The 18,168-nt window shown below is 36.3% G+C and carries 15 protein-coding genes; 6 read left to right on the forward strand and 9 right to left on the reverse strand.

Annotated elements, in window-relative coordinates; translation table 11 throughout:
- Nucleotides 1-28 precede the first annotated feature (28 nt).
- The 4 genes from BT999_RS01725 (at nt 29) to BT999_RS01740 (ending at nt 2,262) form a co-directional block, all read left to right on the forward strand.
- Entirely contained in the window at nt 29-307 is a 279-nt protein-coding gene (locus BT999_RS01725; RefSeq protein WP_072695842.1) for a MoaD/ThiS family protein, read from the forward strand.
- Nucleotides 304-1,026, forward strand: a complete 723-nt coding sequence (locus BT999_RS01730; RefSeq protein ID WP_072695844.1) for a HesA/MoeB/ThiF family protein — start codon at nt 304-306, stop codon at nt 1,024-1,026. The genes BT999_RS01725 and BT999_RS01730 overlap by 4 nt, the downstream gene beginning before the upstream one ends.
- 185 nt (nt 1,027-1,211) lie before the next feature.
- On the forward strand, nt 1,212-1,559 hold the full coding sequence (locus BT999_RS01735) for a hypothetical protein (protein WP_072695846.1): 348 nt from the start codon (nt 1,212-1,214) through the stop codon (nt 1,557-1,559).
- A gap of 217 nt (nt 1,560-1,776) precedes the next feature.
- Nucleotides 1,777-2,262, forward strand: coding sequence for a hypothetical protein (locus BT999_RS01740; RefSeq protein WP_072695848.1), 486 nt, complete (start codon nt 1,777-1,779; stop codon nt 2,260-2,262).
- 522 nt (nt 2,263-2,784) lie between these two features.
- On the opposite strand, the gene BT999_RS01750 is transcribed toward BT999_RS01740, so the two are convergent.
- From BT999_RS01750 to BT999_RS01765, 4 genes are all read right to left on the reverse strand, one after another.
- Complete coding sequence (locus BT999_RS01750) at nt 2,785-3,942, reverse strand: iron-containing alcohol dehydrogenase (RefSeq protein WP_072695850.1); 1,158 nt, start codon at nt 3,940-3,942, stop codon at nt 2,785-2,787.
- 73 nt (nt 3,943-4,015) lie between these two features.
- A complete protein-coding gene (locus BT999_RS01755) occupies nt 4,016-5,428 on the reverse strand; it encodes a pectate lyase family protein (RefSeq protein ID WP_072695852.1) in 1,413 nt (470 codons plus the stop codon).
- A gap of 144 nt (nt 5,429-5,572) precedes the next feature.
- Nucleotides 5,573-7,339 carry an aldehyde ferredoxin oxidoreductase family protein gene (locus BT999_RS01760; RefSeq protein WP_072695854.1) on the reverse strand — a complete coding sequence of 589 codons (1,767 nt, stop codon included), beginning with the start codon at nt 7,337-7,339 and terminating at the stop codon, nt 5,573-5,575.
- 400 nt (nt 7,340-7,739) lie between these two features.
- Entirely contained in the window at nt 7,740-9,845 is a 2,106-nt protein-coding gene (locus tag BT999_RS01765) for a sigma 54-interacting transcriptional regulator (RefSeq protein ID WP_072695856.1), read from the reverse strand.
- A gap of 359 nt (nt 9,846-10,204) precedes the next feature.
- On the opposite strand from BT999_RS01765, the gene BT999_RS01770 reads away from it, so the two are divergent.
- Complete coding sequence (locus BT999_RS01770; RefSeq protein WP_072695858.1) at nt 10,205-10,546, forward strand: DsrE family protein; 342 nt, start codon at nt 10,205-10,207, stop codon at nt 10,544-10,546.
- A gap of 91 nt (nt 10,547-10,637) precedes the next feature.
- Here BT999_RS01770 and cls read toward each other — a convergent pair whose 3' ends face one another.
- The 5 genes from cls to BT999_RS01795 form a co-directional block, all read right to left on the reverse strand.
- Entirely contained in the window at nt 10,638-12,209 is a 1,572-nt protein-coding gene (gene cls, locus BT999_RS01775; protein ID WP_072695860.1) for a cardiolipin synthase, read from the reverse strand.
- A 115-nt stretch (nt 12,210-12,324) separates the two neighbouring features.
- Nucleotides 12,325-13,266, reverse strand: coding sequence for a transporter (locus tag BT999_RS01780; RefSeq protein ID WP_072695862.1), 942 nt, complete (start codon nt 13,264-13,266; stop codon nt 12,325-12,327).
- Between the two features lie 90 nt (nt 13,267-13,356).
- Nucleotides 13,357-14,097: a tetratricopeptide repeat protein gene (locus BT999_RS01785; protein ID WP_072695864.1), complete on the reverse strand. Its 741-nt coding sequence runs from the start codon at nt 14,095-14,097 to the stop codon at nt 13,357-13,359.
- Between the two features lie 77 nt (nt 14,098-14,174).
- Nucleotides 14,175-14,828, reverse strand: a complete 654-nt coding sequence (locus tag BT999_RS01790; RefSeq protein WP_072695867.1) for a class I SAM-dependent methyltransferase — start codon at nt 14,826-14,828, stop codon at nt 14,175-14,177.
- Nucleotides 14,818-16,236 (reverse strand): tetratricopeptide repeat protein, encoded by a 1,419-nt coding sequence (locus BT999_RS01795; protein WP_072695869.1) that lies wholly within the window; start codon nt 16,234-16,236, stop codon nt 14,818-14,820. The genes BT999_RS01790 and BT999_RS01795 overlap by 11 nt, the downstream gene beginning before the upstream one ends.
- Nucleotides 16,237-16,538: 302 nt before the next feature.
- On the opposite strand from BT999_RS01795, the gene BT999_RS01800 reads away from it, so the two are divergent.
- Nucleotides 16,539-18,068, forward strand: a complete 1,530-nt coding sequence (locus tag BT999_RS01800) for a histidine kinase N-terminal 7TM domain-containing diguanylate cyclase (protein ID WP_072695871.1) — start codon at nt 16,539-16,541, stop codon at nt 18,066-18,068.
- Nucleotides 18,069-18,168 lie beyond the last annotated feature (100 nt).

Here is an 18,168-nt window from a genome sequence, read left to right on the forward strand (position 1 = left end):
GCAGTAACAGGACTAACTGGGTTAAAACATGGTAACTATTACTTTTCAAACAACACTGCGTCGAACTTTAGGGCTTTCCAAAGTACAGGTGGAGATTGAACACCCCTGTACTTTGGATAAGCTGTTTTCTATATGTGAATCACAGATTGGACAAAAATTTTATTCACAGCTCTTAGATAAAGATGGGCGACTTTCTCACGGCATGGTACTTTTAAACGGTCGTAATGTTTTGATGTTGCAAAATATAGAGACTATAATCAACTCAGGTGATGAGTTAATCATCTTTCCTCTGGCGGGTGGTGGGTGATTGCTAAACAGACTATAACTCAAAGACAGGCTCTGGTTTGGGGCGAAGAAAAACTAGAAGTACTAGCTAACGCTCATGTTGTAATAGCAGGTTTAGGCGGTTTGGGCTGTGTTGTGGCTGAACAGCTGGCACGCTCTGGTATTGGTACTCTTACGCTCATTGATTACGGGATTGTAGATCTACCAGATTTGGGCAGACAAGTGTTGTATTCTCTCGATGATATCGGAGAAACAAAAGTATTGGTCGCAAGCAAACGTTTAGGCAGGCTTACTCCAGACCTTAAAATTAACACAATTCATAAGAAAATACATGACATTGATGTTTTTTTATCTGAATATCCAACGTTGGCATTCGCTGATTGTCTAGACAACTATGCGTCTCGTTTTGCCTTGGAAGCACAGTTACCAAATGGTGCCTTCTTGGTGCATGGCGGGGTAGAAGGAGAAATAGGACAAATCACCACTTTCATTGTAGATGGTAAACACAGATTGCAACAGATTTTTTACGGTTTGGCACAACCAACTTCCCCGATTCCTATTATTCCACAATGCTGTGCCATTGTCGGAGCATATCAAGCTTTAACAGTCTTGAACAATGTATGGTGGGAAGCAGGACTTTTATCACAAGATGACTTTGATTCCACTTTACGCGGAGATATGCTTCTTTTTGACCTTGTTAGTGCTAGCTCTGAACGCATCAAGTTCAAACATTTGGAATAGACACAATGAGTGGTATCGCCAATAACCTATGATCTTGATATAGCTTCTGATATTAATGAGTCTTTTTCAGATCCTGATAATGACGATGAAATAATAATAGAAATGGACGAAACTGTTGCAAATATTTCTACAAATAAGTTTTTTGTTTATGCTGATATGCTACAAAACAGACTTATGACGCTCGTATGTGGCAAACTATCGAATATAAAGTGGCTGCAATTGAGCAATTTCGTAAAGGCGATTTGCTTCAAAGAGTTATTGATGATTTAAATTCAGGGGCTGCTAATGCGGCTGAAATGAAAGCGGCTGCATCTGGTAATCCTTTAATTTTAATGCAAGTTCAACTGGTGAGTGAATTGCGAAAATTAGAGGGTTTGTTTGCCTGGCATCAAAAAACGCAACATAGATTACGAGATCGCTTAAAGTACCTTAACGGAACGGAGGAGCGTTTTGTCAAAACCAAAGCGACACATCAAGGAAATATCAAGCATAGAGATGAAAACACCCATTATTTATTACAGACAAAATTATAAAATATTGAAAAAATTATGAAATTTCTGATTGAACCCTCTTTACATAAAAAATAATATTTTTAATTTATGTTCAACTAGTCAAGATTTGTATTATTCATATCATATTTACAATAAGATATATAAAGATTTACCTAAACTTAAGACTGTTGTTTTGTTTTACTCTGTTTTTTCAAAAGGTTTTTGCGTACGAAAAAGCCCATCGTTACAAGGATTATGTTTGGGGTTTAAATATTGCTATGATATTGATTGGGGAGAAGATAGTTGTAATATTTCTAAAACCATGTTTGATAATCACAAAAGACAATATGCAAAGAGACAAATTCGCCCGAGCGATACTTTTGGTTATTTATCTCCTGAGATTTTTTTTGGACAAGAGCTGTCTGTTGGTGATAGAGTTAAACAACACTTGTTGGCATACAACAGACCGAAAAATGAATTAGAGTATTTATATAAAATAATAGAACTTTCTCAACAAATTAAGCATGAGTTAATAATAGTTATTCCACCCGCGAGAGAAGACTATAAGAAATTTATCCCTGACAACATTTTTTGTGATTTGTTTTTAGCAGTAAAAAATAAAAATATAAAAATTGTTGATTTATTTTCTCCAAACAACCTTGAATCAGAAGACTTTGGAGATACAGACCATTTGACTCCGAAAGGAGCCATAAAGGCGAGTAAGTGGCTTAATTCTTTGATTTAAAATACTTTCAATATGTTTTAAAATACTTTTTGTTTTAATATGATAACATACTGGTAAAGATTTATATATTGGCGAGTGTTTCTAACTATAAAGCGGAATGCCGATTGCACCGTCAAGTTCTAGCCAACTTAGGCATAACAATTTACGCAGTCTTACGCTAAAGTGTTTGGCTCCGTGTTTTAACTCGAGGCGTGGGTTACAATATACAGTAATTTCGTCTATGATGGATACATTATATTTTTCAGGGTTTTTGGGTTGCCCTATGCTGACATATGGTACATAGCTCCCGGCGATGTTTTTATCGGAACAAGCTCAACCGCCGATAGCGGGTTCAAGTTTTAACCCAATAGTTAAAACGCCTGAGCGTTTTTTTATATATGAGATTGCCTGAGCGTCTATTTCTATCATAGTTTCTATCATATTAAATACCATAAGCGAGCCGAAATTTTCCGACTCGCTTTCTTGTTTTAAGAAAAGTTAAAGACCAATGTTTAACGATAAACATTTATCTCAATAATAGCATTATAAAACACGTTTGTAAATTGCTTCTGCATCTTCAACACGTAATACGCGTGGGTTATTTGCCAAAAGACGAGTTACTTTCATAACTCCTTTGGCAAGTTCGGGTATGTCGGATGCTTTTACTCCAAAAGAACTAAGCTTGTTAGGCACATTTAGGTCTATAGTCAGAGTACGCAAGGTTTCTACGGCACGCAAGGCGGAATCTCTAAGCGAGAGTCCTTGAGTTTTTTCACCGAGAATTTCAGCTAAACGTGCAAACTTTTCAAGGTTTCCAAGCATGTTAAATTCCATAACAGGGACAAGCATAATGCTGTTTGCTACCCCGTGAGGAATATGGAACTCTGCACCTATAGGGTAAGCAAAAGCGTGAACTGCGGTAACTCCGGCGTTGGCAAAAGCCATTCCGGCAAGCATACTGCCTTCAAGCATGCCCTCACGAGCTTCGAGGTTTTCTCCGTTGGCGTAAGCTGTACGAATGTTTTTGTTTATGAGTTTAATCGCTTGAATTGCAAGCATATCTGTCATATCAGTAGCGTTTTTGGAAGTGAATGCTTCAATAGCGTGGATCAGTGCGTCCATACCTGTTGCGGCAGTAACATGAGGAGGTAGCCCAACAGTAAGTAATGGATCAAGTAGAGCGGTAGAAGGGAAAAGGTGCATGCTCACGATACCTTTTTTCAACTTTTCTTTGTGATCTGAAAGAATAGCGATAGGGGTAACCTCGCTACCTGTTCCCGCAGTTGTTGGAATAAGAATAAGTTTCATTCCAGGGTTAGGAACTAAGTCAATTCCAAAATATTCGGAAATTGGACCTTTGTTGGTAACAAGAATTGATGAAACCTTGGCTATATCTTGAGCAGAACCGCCACCAATTCCGATTATAATATCCGCACCGTCTTTTTTAACTTGTTCGGCGGCTGTGATTGCGGTTTCATAAGATGGGTCTGCTTCTACCGAGTCAAAGCGTGAAAATCCGATATTACCTTTATTGAGCAAAGATTCAAGCTCATTAACAATTCCTGTTTTTACCAACCCGGGGTCGGTAATGATCATTGCTTTTGTTCCGCCAAGTCTTTTAGCTTCGGCAACTATATTTTTTATTGCTCCCGGACCCATAATTGTGCGGGTTGTAGTTTGAAACGTGTTAATCTTATTCATGAGTTACTCCTGTTGTTAATATGTGTATACTGCTAGTTGAAGTTGATATTGAAAATACAACATTTTTTGAGTTTTATTCTTCGCCAATTTTTGAGTTAAAAACAGGGTCTTTTTGTTTATCATAAGTTTGCCAGTTGCGGAAAAAGTCTTTTCCGTAAATCAATAAACATAAGACTATTCCAACTCCAAAGGCAGCGGCGGCTTCTCTGGTTATAAGAACTGCTGCAATGATACCGGCTATACCAAGATCATTAAAGGTTCTGGCTTTAAGAATACCAACTCGCACAGCAACATAACCTTGAACCAACATGGTAAGGGCGAGAGCTATCGGTAAAATTGGCTTAACTAAGGTAACTATCGGTAGGAAGAAATAACCGGCAAAAGTACCCCAACGGAAAGAACCCACACCACCGTATAAGCTGTCCATAGCTTCCGGTCCGTGCTTGTAGCGTTCACATTCTACGACCTGCATGGCTGCCCACATCGGACCACACATGGAAATATCAGGACCGAGCATGGACATACCGATATTTCTGATACCAACAATTTTATTGTTAAGGTTTGCGTTAAAGTGAATGTCTTCATCTCCACCACGGGCGGCACGAGATTCATCAATAAGTGCTTCTGCTTGAATTAACTCACCAAAGAGTACAATGTAAACAGCAAAAACCAAAGGAGCGGCGTGAAGATAAACGCTTAACGGAGGCCAACCAATACGCGCGGCGAAAGGAGTCCATTCCGTAAATAAAGTGGTGAATTGTGGAACTGTGAAACCCCATTGAATATCGGGGAAGGGTAGTTCTTTTACTAATGGTGCGACAATAATTGCAAGAATTAATGCCGGCATAAGTCCAAGGTCGGAAAGGTGTTTAAGTAAAGTGCTTTTTGAGCGTAATGATTTAAAGTGGTTAGAAAAGAGTACATAAAACGCAAAACCGATAGAGATAGTAATCGTCCAAGGGTAAAGGTCAAAACGTCCACCTGGCTGAAAAACAAGACGTACAGCCGCAATACCTGCACCAAGCAAGATCCCTGCTTTTATTGCATCAGGAACCATATCGACAAAACGCTTGGCAAGCCCTGTAAATCCCAAGATAAAAGCAAAAAGTCCAAGCTCAAATTCAAAGGCGATTAACGCTTGAACCCGTTCCGGTCCTTCGGGAAATTCTTTAAGCCATAAAAGTAAAAGAGGAATAGCCGGCGTAATCCAACCGGGAACTACCGGGTCGCCAAGATGTGCATGCCACAAATAAAAAAATCCGTTGATAATAACGATGGTGATTGCTACTTCAAAAGGCATTCCCAAATATTCTTGTAATAGAGGAATAACCCCAAGACATACGGCACACATGAGCAAGCCTTGAATAAAATCAGGCAACTCGAAACGATAATGAATGAATGGAAGACGAAGTTGAAACGGACCTAAAGGAATATAAGGCTGAACCTTCCCGTGTTCACGTTTAAACATTGGACCTAAAAAACTCATAAAGCCTCCTTTTGCTTAAGAAAAAATATCAAAATTGCTAAAAGTTAATTGCTAAAAGTTATAAAGGTAGCGTAGTTTTGTTTATACCTCCTTATAAATTGAAATTATTGAGAATCTGATTTCGCTGTTGCTTATTGTTATTTGTTATGCATCAGGGTTGCCGTTATTTTCACTCCAATGACGTGTTTGATAATATTCGCTAACCATGATTTTCACATCTTCTGCACTAATGGCTTGACCTGTTTCAGGTAAAGGATTTTTCGTCAGAGCAACGGGGAGAGTATCGTCATTAGGTTGTAGCCCTGCTCGTAAGTTAAATCTGCGTGTGTTATCAGTAACTTTTGATGCCATATTAATCATATCATCATTACTGAGGTGTAAACCTGTTAGAGCTTCGGTGATAATCCTGAGTTCTTCCCATTGATACATATCACGATAAAAACGGCATAAAATCAGCATATCAAAATAAGTCAAGCGATCTTCCCAAGTTTTAAATATCGCCGCTTTGCCTTCGATGCTGTTTTTATCAACCATGCCCGCAAGTTCAGGCTTGTAAAAGGTTGCTCTAAGGTGGCAAGCTCCACGGTCAGAAGTAGCGTAAGCAAGCCCCATGCCTTTTAATATCCGTGGGTCATAGCCGGCTGGCTCCAAGCCTTTAACATGAACAGCCATATGTTCCATTTTCCACTCTTTACTTGCATATTTGATCCCCTTGCTGAGGATTTCGCCGAGATTGCGACGATAGGCTATATCACGCAACAAGTTTGCCACTCCATCAGTGTCGCCATAGTCAAGTTTGAGTTCAATACGCCCGAGGCGAGAAGCTTCAATTGTTAATGCGGCAAGGTTACCCGCACTTATAGTATCCATGCCGAGGCGATCGCAAAGATCGTTAAGATAGAGTATGTCTTCAATATCTGCGATTTCACATAAACCACCAAAAGCATAAATCGTTTCATATTCAGGTCCTTCAACCGTTAAACCTGCATATTTTCCGTTTTTTATGGTTGAAAGTCTTCCGCACGACATCAGACACTTGGCGCAAGATTTTGGTACTACTTCACAGCGTTCATGCAAGGCTGTGCTGTTAATTCCGTTTCTGTGTTCTACTCGTCCTTTTTGCCAACAACGAGACGGAAACCCGCCTATTTCGTTCATTAAATCTACAAGACCGGTGGTTCCTACTTTTTTGTAAACTTGAACACCTTTGTCTTCTTTGGCACGATTTGAAATTTCTTTTACAAATTCTTTTAAGAGAGCTTGATTTGCGATTGTGCGACGTGCTTTTCCATAAAAGGCTATACCTTTGACTTGTTTTGAGCCAAGAACTGTTCCGACCCCCGTACGCCCGGCACTTCTCCAGTAATCATTTTCGATAACAGCAAAGCAAACTTTATTTTCGGCGGCCGGTCCAATAACTATCGGACCGCATTTTTCTCCGCATAATTCCATAACTTTTTGGCGTAGAGCATCTTCGGTGGCATAAGTTTCCATTCCCCAGATGTCTTTAGCCGAGTGTATTTTTACTTTAGTATCGCTGATTTCAAGCCATACAGGTTTGTCTGAGATACCTTTAACGATTATTATATCATAGCCTGCGGCGTCCATATATTCCGGAGCTTTTCCGCCACTGTATGATTCGGAATAAAATCCTGTTTGCGGAGACTTGGTAAAGACACCATAGCGAGAAGAACCCCAAACGCTTGAGGCGGTTATTGGACCGGTGGTAAAGATTATGGCGTTATCTTTCCCAAGCGGATCAACTTCGGCGATATTTTCTTGTAATAAAAAATGAGTTGCAAGTCCTTTACCACCTAGAGTGATAGACAAAAGAGCGTCAGGTATGTTAAAAACCTCATGCTGACCTGAACCAAGGTCGATGCGTAAGCCTCTGTTGTAAAAACCGTGCATGTTTTTTTCTCCTGTATAAAACTAAAAGAGAGTATTCAACGCTTTTATTTTAAGCACTGAAACAAATAGTAAGGGTTCATATACAAAAGTAGTGCCAACTTAATCTTTTTTAAAAGAATAAAATTGGCACTAAAAAAATTATATATTACAGTGTGTTAGTTTTATTTGTGTAAATTTGGAAAATTTGGAATTTTACTTGTTTGATGCTAAAATGCATCAATGGTTGTGAGTGAAAGTATTTGTTTTTAATTTGTTGTTTTGTATAGAAAAATGTTTTATCTTGCATTTATCAACGAATAAAACCTGTGAATTTGAAATGTGTAGTAGATAAAGCTGTGATGCTTTATTGCATCAATAAGATGCGTGAATGCATCAGGGCTTGAGCTTGCATTGTTTGGGCTTAACTGTTTGTGTTTAATGGAATTCCGTAATATTTAGCTTTGCGTACTACTGTTGATTGATTGATACCTAGGGCTTTTGCTGTTGCTCTTGTGTTTTTATGCGCTTGAAGTGCGTTGATAAGGGCTGTTTTTTCTGCTGTTTCTACAATTTCTTGAAGTGTTTTTGGAGTTGTAAAAGAAGCAAGTTCTTCTTTGCTTTGAGAATCGTGCATAATTTTAAGTATATCTTCTTGAGTAATAATATTGTTATTGGTCATAACAACGGCTCGTTCAATCGTATTACTTAACTGGCGAACGTTCCCCGGCCACTTGGCAGAGATTAGGGGCGATAAAGCATCAGGGTCGATGTGTTTGTTAAATCCATATTTTTTGTTATAGCGGTTTAAAAAATAATAGATAAAATCAAAAATATCTTCACGTCGTTCTCTTAAAGGCGGAATCACCAATGGTACAACATTAAGCCTATAAAAAAGATCGGTTCTGAATAATTTTGTTTTTATCATTTCTTCCAAATTTTGGTTGGTCGCCGCAATAATGCGAACATCAACAGGGACGCTGCGAACTCCGCCAAGAGGCGTAACAACTCTTTCTTGAAGCACTCTTAAAAGTTTAACTTGTAGCGTGGTGGGGAGTTCTCCAACTTCATCAAGCAATAAAGTTCCGTTGTTGGCAAGTTCAAACAACCCTTGTTTCCCGTTGCGTAACGCACCGGTAAAAGCACCAGGCATATATCCAAAAAGTTCTGATTCTAAAAGTTGTTCAGGTATGGTGGCACAACTTATTTTTATAAAAGGGGCGTTACGTCTGTGGCTGTTTTGATGAATTATGCCTGAGACAACTTCTTTTCCCACGCCTGATTCGCCCGTAATCAAAACAGAAGAGTCAACTTGAGCGAGTTGTATTGCCTGATTATATACTTCACGCATTTTAGCTGAACTTATAATTATATCAGGGGTGGCGTTCATGCTATATCTTAGTGTGTTAATTTCTTTTTGATATTGGCGTTGTACTGCCGCCATACGTTCAAGTTCTTTTTGAAGGCTACGAAGCTCGGTTACGTCTCTGACGTTGGTTAAGACTCGCCAAATATTGCCGTTATCGTCAAAAATTGGGTTTCCTGTAACAACAATAGACTTACTTCCTCGAATTTTTTGCAGTATTGTTTCTCTTTTTTTGCTTTTAAGAACTTTCATAGTTACAGATTCATCATAAGTATTGTCGCTTACGAGTTCTGACATTTTTTTTCCAAGTACGTCTGCGGCGGTTATTCCGGTAATGCGTTCATAGGCACTGTTAAGACGTAGAACACGCCCTTGGTCGTCGGTAATAAAGAGTCCGTCAAATGATGAATCGATTATGGCATCACGTTCTTTTGAGAGTATACGCCATTTATTGACTTCTTGGGTGTTAAGAATATCATATTGAACATTTCGCATAAAAATTATGTGATCTGTTTTTTGTCCGTTATTTACGGGAAGAGTAATTATTATAAAGCGTGTATCATCTCGAGAGGCAATAATGATTGCTTTTTTGTCATTTTTTTCTGTTTCAAGCGTAAAACCAGATTCTTCAAATAAAGTATATAGTGATTTTCCGATAATAAAGTCTGAGTTTCCAAAACACAAGATACCTGCCATTGCGTTAAACCATTTGATATTCCAACTATCATCAACAATAAAAGTAGCATCAGGCAAATTTTGTAAGATATGAGAAGAAATATTCTCGGGCGGTTGTTCATATGGTGTAAGTTCTTTTGTGATTGCTTTAATCGACATTAAGTCGATACCGCCGAGTATTTGTCCGTTTTCGATAACGGTTAAAAACGAACTGCCATATTTTTTTAAACTATCTATACTTGTATCCGGGTGAACGGAACAAATCATATAGCGGATATTACAGGTTATATCGTTATCTATTTCTACTCTTCCCGACGCAAGAGCGGCATATACATCATCACGAGAGAGTATTCCTAAAAAAACACCTTGTTTGTTAACAACTTGCACCCCACATACGTTTTCTTTTCTAAAAAAGGCAACGGCTTCTCGCATTGTTGTTTTTTCATTTAAGGTTTTAAGCGGTGCTTGCATAATATCACGAGCATTCATGTATACAATCCTGATTATGGTGGGAATGTTTGTTGAGCTTTTTTGCAAGTTTAGACTGTAAGGCTCAAGCGGAAGATGCTGTGATTATGGAATATGAGAACAGCCAATATTTATAATATGGGAGCGGAAGTCAAAACAAGCCTTTCCTGTTATTATCTTGAAATTTTTATTCTTTCAAGCTTTAAATAATTTGTGTTTTGGCTTATCTTATTAAAGATCATGTTATTTCATTAAAATAAAACCGCTTGTCAGACCTGTTTTTCTTTTTTAGAATGCAAGCAAGTTGGTTTTGCAATAAACTGATATAATTTTGAAATTTCATCGATTTTTAATTTAACACCAAAACAAAGAGAGTAAAAATGAAAATTTTATTGCATGTTAACAATCAGGATAATTGGGCTGCTGTTTTAGAAAATACAAGAAATACAATTAATTATAAAAAAGAATATGATTCAAATATTGAAATAGAAATAGTTGCAAATGGAAATGCCGTTTTGAAACTAAAAAATGCCGCTGATGATGATTTGTCAAAATCGTTAAACGAAATTAGAGATGATGTTAATATTGCTGCTTGTAATAATGCCTTGAAAAAGTTTAATATTTTTCCAAACGAGTTATATGACTTTGTTATCGTTGTGCCGGCGGGGATTATTGAGCTTGCCAAAAGACAAAGTGAGGGTTTTGCTTATATTAAACCGTAAATATTTTAAAATATCGGCCTGATATTTTTTGTTTGTAAAAATAAGAGCGAGTTTTATCTTTAAAAGTTAAAACTTTGTTGTGATTCCGTAATTACGCCATTGGAGTAATGAGCTTTCCGATATTTTCTCGTATCTTTTGAGAAAGAGGGCGTTTAATCCACTGTTCAAAAACAAGTTCTTTGGCGGTAGATATATCTTTAAGAAAAATCTTTTCCCCTTCTTTGGCGAGTTCGGCATCATAAATAAAAGCTTGTGATTCAAAGTTAATACTAAAACTGCGAGTATCAATATTTGCTGTTCCGACAGAAAAAACAGCCGAATCACAAACGGTTGTTTTAGCGTGAATAAATCTGTCCGGTTTATATTGATATATTCTTACACCGGCACGCAATAGTTCTTCACAAGAGTGAAGACTCGCCCAAAAGACCATTGGGTGATCGGGTTCTCCCGGAATAAGAATGCGTACATCAACACCGCTTAGAGCCGCGACACAAAGAGCGTCTTGTAAACCTGAACCCGGAATTAGATAAGGCGTTGTTATCCAAAGATTTTTTTTGGCAGTAGTAAAAAGAGAAAGGTAAGCTTTTTTTATAGTATCCCAGTCAGAGTCAGGTCCGCTGGTTGCGATTTGTAGCGTTGTTGAGCCTTGAGCAGTGTGTTGAGTCTTAATATCTTGTTTGATGTATTGGATTAAAGTTTCTGATGCTCCACAAATTTCGAGATCATGGAGTAAGGTTTGTAACAGGCTTTTTATGACAGGGCCTTGTAGCATGCAATGCGTATCACGCCAAGGGAGTTGACCGTTGGTGTTTTTAAGGTAATATTCTCGAATGTTTACACCACCCATAAAACCCCAAGTATTGTCTATGATAAGAGTTTTTCTGTGGTTTCTGTAATTAGCCCCACGCAACATCGGTAGAGAGGTTGGTAAAAATGAATAAACATAAACGCCGGCTTTTTTGAGTTCAGCAAGGGAACTTCTGCTTAATTTCCAGCTTCCGACAGCGTCATAAAGTAAACAAACGCTTAAACCTTCTCGTGCTTTTTGGGCGAGTTCTTTTTTAAATGTTTCGCCTATTTCATCATTGGCTATAATAAAACTTTGAAAGAAAACACTTTTTTTTGCCATGCGTATTTTTTCAAGCATGGCGGAATAGGTTTGTTCTCCGTCCAGTAGTATTTTAACGCTACAATTGGTATGCAACTCTTCCAATGAGCTAGAATAAATTAATGCTGCTGTTTTATTAATAAAGGGGTTAGCACTTTCTGTATGTTTTTGATGTTGAATTTTTTGTTGTTTAGGGAGTTTAAGTCTTTTTCGGCGACTATGATAACGCAAGTCAGGACCTAATATCCAATAAGCAATAATGCCCACTATTGGGAATAAAATAAGTATAAACAACCAATTAAGAGTGCTATTTGAGTTTTGATTTTCTAAAAAAATTATAGCACCGATAAAACAGACATAAACAAATACAAAAATTTGGTAATAATCTGTTGTAAATTCAATTGTTTTTTTACTGATATAAGCGAGTTCGGTTTTTATAACTTCATTGGGGAACAGAATAAAATGTACGGATACAGTGATGATCAGCCCTAAAAAAAGACCGATGCCAATAATTCGTAAAAAATAATCTATGCGTGAACGGTTATAACTTCCCATCTGGTCAACATATCAATATAAAATTATTTGGACAAGTGTTTAATTGATTTTGCTTGAGTTGGATGTGTTTATGTCTTTAGTTTAACACAAAAAATTTAAAGTTTTTTTTGGGGGGTTAGAAGAAAAACTTTCCGACTTTAAAATCAACTCTATAGTCTTCTACGGGTTTACGTTGTCTGTTATCATTGACAACTCCGGCGAATACTCCGGCTCCGACCCACATATCAACAACAGGAATAGACACGTTAACAGAAGGCCCAACGTAACAGCTAAAAGAATCATCTTTTTGGTTTCTTCCTTTTACTTCGCTACTGAATGTTTTTTCGATAATATTTTCTATTCCTATATCAAAATTATGTTGAGTCATATAGCGATATTGTGAGTTTAGCATAAGTACATCGCCTTTTTTTGTGTCTAAATTACCCTCGTTCATATATAAGGTATAAGACAATTCGGTTTCAAGGCGGTGAGTTTGGTTAAAGTCTTTTCTTATCCCTGTTTTCGCTATCCCCGACCAAGAGGCGTTACCCGGGATAACACTCGTACTTTTTCCCTTTTCGGCAGTGGGCAGACCAACACCGAGAGTGGCGATTGTTGTTACAGGGTCGCCAAATTTTTGAGCAGTGATTTGATATGCTCCCATTATATTAATATCGCCGAATCCGTCTCTATTATAAACCGGTCCATTTTTTGGTGCATGACTGGTAAAAGTTGTATAAGGCACGTTAATTCTTAGTTCCACTCTGTCGGCTAAGCCGTAGCGTATTTTCGTAATAAAAATGCTTGAATCAACGTTAGGAGTTTGTTTGTTGCCGGGTCCTGATGAGCTGTATTTTTCTCTTATACTGTAGTTAGGAGAGATAAGCAAAACGCCTTTGGGGATAACAACGTTACTGCTTGCACCAACGTTAACGGGAGCACCTAATAAGTGATTTGTTTTTTGTTGTTTGGTATTTTTTGGAGTTTCGCCTGCTTCTTGTGAAAGGGCAGGGCTATATAAAAAGCAAAGCGTGGAGAATATCAACAGAGTTTTTTTCATATGTTTTTGGTAATTCATAAAGTTAATCCTGCTTTTTTAGGTATTAGTTTATGTTTAATATAACTTTTGATAAAATACAAATATTTTTTATGGTGTGTTGTTAGGTTTTTATTTTTTATTTATTAGTTGGTTATATTTTTTTTGAGCTTCTTTTTGTTGTTTTAATAATTCTTCTTTTTTGTTTTCGTCTGTTTCTAGTTTGGCTAAGTCGCTAAGGCAAAGAGATAGGTTACAGAACGCCCCGTAAAATGTTTGATCAATTTTTGTGGCTTTTTTATAGTTTTTTATTGCTTCTTTCAGTAATGCTTTCTTTTGGCTTTTGTATTTTTTAGAATTATCTTCAAGTTCGCCTAGCGTAAAAAAACAATTGCCTAGATTATTAAACGCCAGGGCATTATTTGGCGTAAGTCTTATTACTTTTTCATATTTTACTTTTGCTTCTTCCAATAATGCTTTCTTTTGGTTTTCTTCTGTTTCAAGCATTGCTAAGAGACTAAGAGAATTTCCCAGATTATAAAACGCATGAGTATATTGGGGATTAAGCCTTATGGCTTCTTCATACTTTTCTTTTGCTTCTTCTTCTAGCACTTTTTGGTTCGTTCCGCCTATTTCAAATTCAAGGAATGCTAACTCGCTAAGACAACAACCTAAATTATAAAACGCACTAGCATCATTTGGATTAAGCTTTATGGCGTTTTCATATTTTATCTTTTTTTCTCGTAATAATAATGCCTGCTTTTGACTTGAATTTGTTACTTTTTTATTGGAATCAGCCTCTTTTGACTGGCAAAGCTCAACGCTGATTCCGATTTGTAACAACACAAAGACTAAAAAGATTCGCAAAAACATAAACTCTCCGTATAAAGTTTGTGATTGAATCTAGATAAGTGTTTATACGAACTTAACGAAATTTAATTAAAGTTTGATTATATTTTCTTTAAAGTTACCCTAAATAATTGGCGTGGCAGTGTCCCTTCTTGAAACGCTGTTAAGTCCACTAATTCAAAGCCTGTTGAGAGTTGGTTAATCATTTCTTGATTAAAAAAATGGACAATAAAACCACCAACCTCATACATATTTTCGCCTCTATGAATGCCTGTTTTATAGTGCGGGTCGTCTGTGGTGCGTGCGGTATAAACACAAAGCCCTTTAGGTTTTAGCACTCGCTTTATTTCGCCCATGAGAAAAATAAGTTCCGTGGTTGTTAGTGCCATACAAAAGAGCATGTGTGCATAACAAACGTCAAAAGTCGCATCTTTAAACGGCAACGCTTTTCTAATGTCATGGCGGAAGAGAGAAATATTAGAGAGGTTTTGAGCTTGAGCCTTGTTTTTGATCGTCGTTAAGCCGATTTGTGAATAATCAAGGGCTGAGATTTTAAACCCTTTGTTGCCAAAAAACAGCGTATCACGACCTTGTCCCGCTCCTAATTCTAAAAGATTTGTTTTTTGTTGTTCTTTAAATAAATTAGCGACAAAAACAGCGGGTTCACTGGGAGTTTCGCCAAACATTTCGTTGTTTTTTGTGTAACTTGTGTTCCAATGTTGGTTTTGGGCGTTGATTATGTCTTTATTTTGCATTGTTTTGTTCTTTTATTCTATTAAGTTCTTTGTCTCGATTAAGTACTTTTATTCGATAGCTTTCTTGCATTTCTTTTCTCTGTTTTAATAATGCTTTCTTTTTGTTTTCGTCTGTTTCTAATTCGGCCAAGTCGCGAAGGCAATCGTCAAGGGCACCTGAATAGTGGTCAGGAACATCTTTTATTGATTTTTCAAACTTTTCCCTTGCTTGCTCTAATAATTCCTTCTTTTTACTTTTTTCTGTTTCAAGGGTTGATAAGCGACCAAAACAAAGCCCTAAAACATTCCACATAAATGGCTCATCCGGCTCAATATCTAATGCTTTTTTAATGTTTTTTATTGCATATTCTAATCTTTTTTTCTTTTTCTCTGTGTCGCTTTCTATGTCGGTGGAGGTATAAAGAAAGATCCCTAACTCTCGATATAAAAAAGCATTTTCTTTATTAAGCTCTATTGCCTTTTCGTAGTTTGTTTTTGTTTCTTCAAGTAAGGCTTTTTTTTGAGTTTCATCTGTTTCTAGTTTAAATAAGTGGCTAATACAAGTGCTGAGAGAGGTTATCCCCTTACGCCTGAAAGGGTCAAGGTTTATTACTTGTTCATATTTTGATTTGGCTTCTTTTAATAAGGCTTTTTTTTGAGTTATATCTTTTTCATATTCAGCTAACCGCTCTATACATTTGCCCAGTTTTTGAAATGCCTCGGCATTATTGGGGTTAAGCTTTATGGCGTTTTCATATTCTAACATTTTCTCAAGGTTTGATAAATGACCAAAATAACGCCCTAAAAGATCATATGTCAATGGGTCTTTCGGATTAATATCACATGCTTTTTTAATGTTTTCTATTGCGTATTCTAATCTTTTTTTCTTTTTCTCTGTGTCGCTTTCTATGTTTATGGAGGCAGAAAGAAAGGTGCCTAACTCTCGATATAAAGTGGGGTTTTTCTTATTAAGCTTTATTGCCTTTTCGTAGTTTGTTTTTATTTCTTCAAGTAAGGCTTTTTTTTGAGTTTCATCTGTTTCAAGTTTAGCGAACTTGTAATAAATACAAGCATTAAGACGGCGCACTACCTCAATATTATTAGGGTCAAGCTTTATTGCTTGTTCATATTTTGATTTGGCTTCTTTTAATAAGGCTTTTTTTTGAGTTATATCTTTTTCATATTCAGCTAACCGCTCTATACAGTTGCCCAGTTCTTGAAATGCCTCGGCATTATTGGGATTAAGCTTTATGGCGTTTTCATATTTTATCTTTTTTTCTCGTAATAATAATGCCTGCTTTTCTAATAATTCCTGTTTTTTACTTGAATTTGTTACTCTTTTATTGAAATGAGCCTCTTTGGTCTGACAAAGCCCAACGTTGACTCCGAGTTGTAATAAAGCACAGATTAAAAATATTCGTAAAAACATAAATTGTCCTTTAATTTGGTATTGAGCTTGGAATATCAATGTTGATAAATCATATTTTTATTTGGTTTTGTCAAATTTTTATCTAGTGGTTGACAATACAATAAAAATATACAAAGATGAAATGTTATAAATTAATATTTTATCTTTATCAGTATCATTGACAATAAATTTAAAATATGTGTATAATAAAATCAAATAGATAAAGCTATTAATTATAATGATTGTGAATATAGCGTTAGGTATTAACGTGAAATATACTGTTTATAAATTATGATATTTTTTTAGGTTGGTATGAAATAAGTATGGAAAAAATGTTACTTTTTGCCTCGGGCTTATCAGTTGCGATAAGCTTTTTTGTTTGTGTGGTTTCAATTTATAAAAAAGATACGCAAAAATCCGCTTATTTTAACCTTCTTGCTGTAGCCACTACTTTTTATTTACTGGGTAACTTTTTAGAAATAGCTAGCCACTCAGTAGAAGCCGCAATAGTCGGCGTTAAAGTCGCTTATATTGGGCGTCCCTTTATTCCCGCATTATGGTTTTTGTGTGTTAGAGAATATTGCGGAAAGGCAATTAATGATATATTTTCCATTGCTGTTATTATGTTTGTTCCTATTGTTATTACGATCCTTGCTTATACTTGGGAAAGTAACCAACTTTTATTTGAAAGCTTTCAATATCAATCAGATAAAACAATTAGCCAACTGAGTTATGTTCAGGGGCCTGTATATTTATTAAAACAACTTTATTTGTATACGTTTAATGCCCTTGGGTTTCTTACTATTTTTTTTAGTTATCTAAATGGAACAAAACGCTTTAGGCAACAGGCGATCTTTTTCTTTATTTCTATGTTGATTCCTGTTTTTACGACTGCAAGCTATGTTATAACGATAGGAACTTATTATCTTGATATTACTGCTTATGGTTTATCTTTTACAATGGTTTTATTTTTTTGGGCAATGAGACATTATGGTATAGAAAATTTTTCTTCTATAATTAAAGACAGCGTAATAGACTCTATGCACGAAGGGGTTATTGTTTTTGACAAAGATGGCATCTATATGGAGTCAAACAAAACTATTAAAGAGATTTTTCCTGAAGTTAAAGATGTGCGTATAGGTACAAGTATTTCTGAAATGGAGTATCTCCCTTTTGATGCAACCATTTTAGACTCGAAAGACGGTCATTTAAAAGAGTTTTCCAGAAAATCTAATGATTGCATCAGAACATATAGTCTTTCTGTCGCACACGTTAAACAAGGCTCTTATTTAATTGGACATAGTGTTATTATTTACAATATTACAGCGTTTAAATCAATGCTGACAGAACTTGAAGTAAAAGCTCATACTGATAACTTAACCAATATATATAACAGAGGCTTTTTCTTTGAAAAAAGTCGTTATGAAATACAACAAGCGAAACGTGCGAATAACCCGTTAAGCTTGATTATGTTTGATTTAGACCATTTTAAAAAAATAAACGACAATTACGGACACCCTTATGGGGATTATGTTTTGAGAACCATAGCATTAATTGGTGGTCAAAACTTAAGAAAAACAGATGTTTTCGGACGTTACGGTGGAGAAGAATTTGCGGTTGTCTTGCCTAACACCAACATCGAAGGTGCTGTTTTAAAAGCAGAAACAGTCAGAAAAAAAATAGAAACCTACATTTTTGAGTTTGAAGGTGTTCACACGAAGGTAACAGCCAGCTTTGGAGTTTCCGAACTGAATAAATTTATGGGTGAAGAAGCCTTGGAATTAATGATTAAACAGGCAGACGAAAACTTATATAAAGCAAAAGAACAAGGCAGAAACAGGGTCGTTTCTTAGGTTCTTTTTAAATTATGGCTATACTTTAATCTTATTATTATAAATAAGTTTAAAGTATATGCAATATGTTAACTCGTTTAGCGTTTTTTTGTTGTTGTTT

This window comes from Desulfovibrio litoralis DSM 11393, from assembly GCF_900143255.1.
Classification (GTDB): Bacteria; Desulfobacterota; Desulfovibrionia; order Desulfovibrionales; family Desulfovibrionaceae; genus Frigididesulfovibrio_A; species Frigididesulfovibrio_A litoralis.

Bases quoted from the DNA above. Each gene is read 5' to 3' on its own strand.
- BT999_RS01780 (WP_072695862.1), bottom strand. From the start codon at position 13,266: ATGAATTACCAAAAACATATGAAAAAAACTCTGTTGATATTCTCCACG.
- BT999_RS01755 (WP_072695852.1), bottom strand. From the start codon at position 5,428: ATGAGTTTTTTAGGTCCAATGTTTAAACGTGAACACGGGAAGGTTCAG.
- BT999_RS01735 (WP_072695846.1), top strand. From the start codon at position 1,212: ATGTGGCAAACTATCGAATATAAAGTGGCTGCAATTGAGCAATTTCGT.
- BT999_RS01790 (WP_072695867.1), bottom strand. From the start codon at position 14,828: ATGCAAAATAAAGACATAATCAACGCCCAAAACCAACATTGGAACACA.
- BT999_RS01785 (WP_072695864.1), bottom strand. From the start codon at position 14,097: ATGTTTTTGCGAATCTTTTTAGTCTTTGTGTTGTTACAAATCGGAATC.
- BT999_RS01725 (WP_072695842.1), top strand. From the start codon at position 29: ATGGTAACTATTACTTTTCAAACAACACTGCGTCGAACTTTAGGGCTT.
- BT999_RS01765 (WP_072695856.1), bottom strand. From the start codon at position 9,845: ATGAATGCTCGTGATATTATGCAAGCACCGCTTAAAACCTTAAATGAA.
- cls (WP_072695860.1), bottom strand. From the start codon at position 12,209: ATGGGAAGTTATAACCGTTCACGCATAGATTATTTTTTACGAATTATT.
- BT999_RS01750 (WP_072695850.1), bottom strand. From the start codon at position 3,942: ATGAATAAGATTAACACGTTTCAAACTACAACCCGCACAATTATGGGT.
- BT999_RS01770 (WP_072695858.1), top strand. From the start codon at position 10,205: ATGAAAATTTTATTGCATGTTAACAATCAGGATAATTGGGCTGCTGTT.
- BT999_RS01800 (WP_072695871.1), top strand. From the start codon at position 16,539: ATGGAAAAAATGTTACTTTTTGCCTCGGGCTTATCAGTTGCGATAAGC.
- BT999_RS01795 (WP_072695869.1), bottom strand. From the start codon at position 16,236: ATGTTTTTACGAATATTTTTAATCTGTGCTTTATTACAACTCGGAGTC.
- BT999_RS01760 (WP_072695854.1), bottom strand. From the start codon at position 7,339: ATGCACGGTTTTTACAACAGAGGCTTACGCATCGACCTTGGTTCAGGT.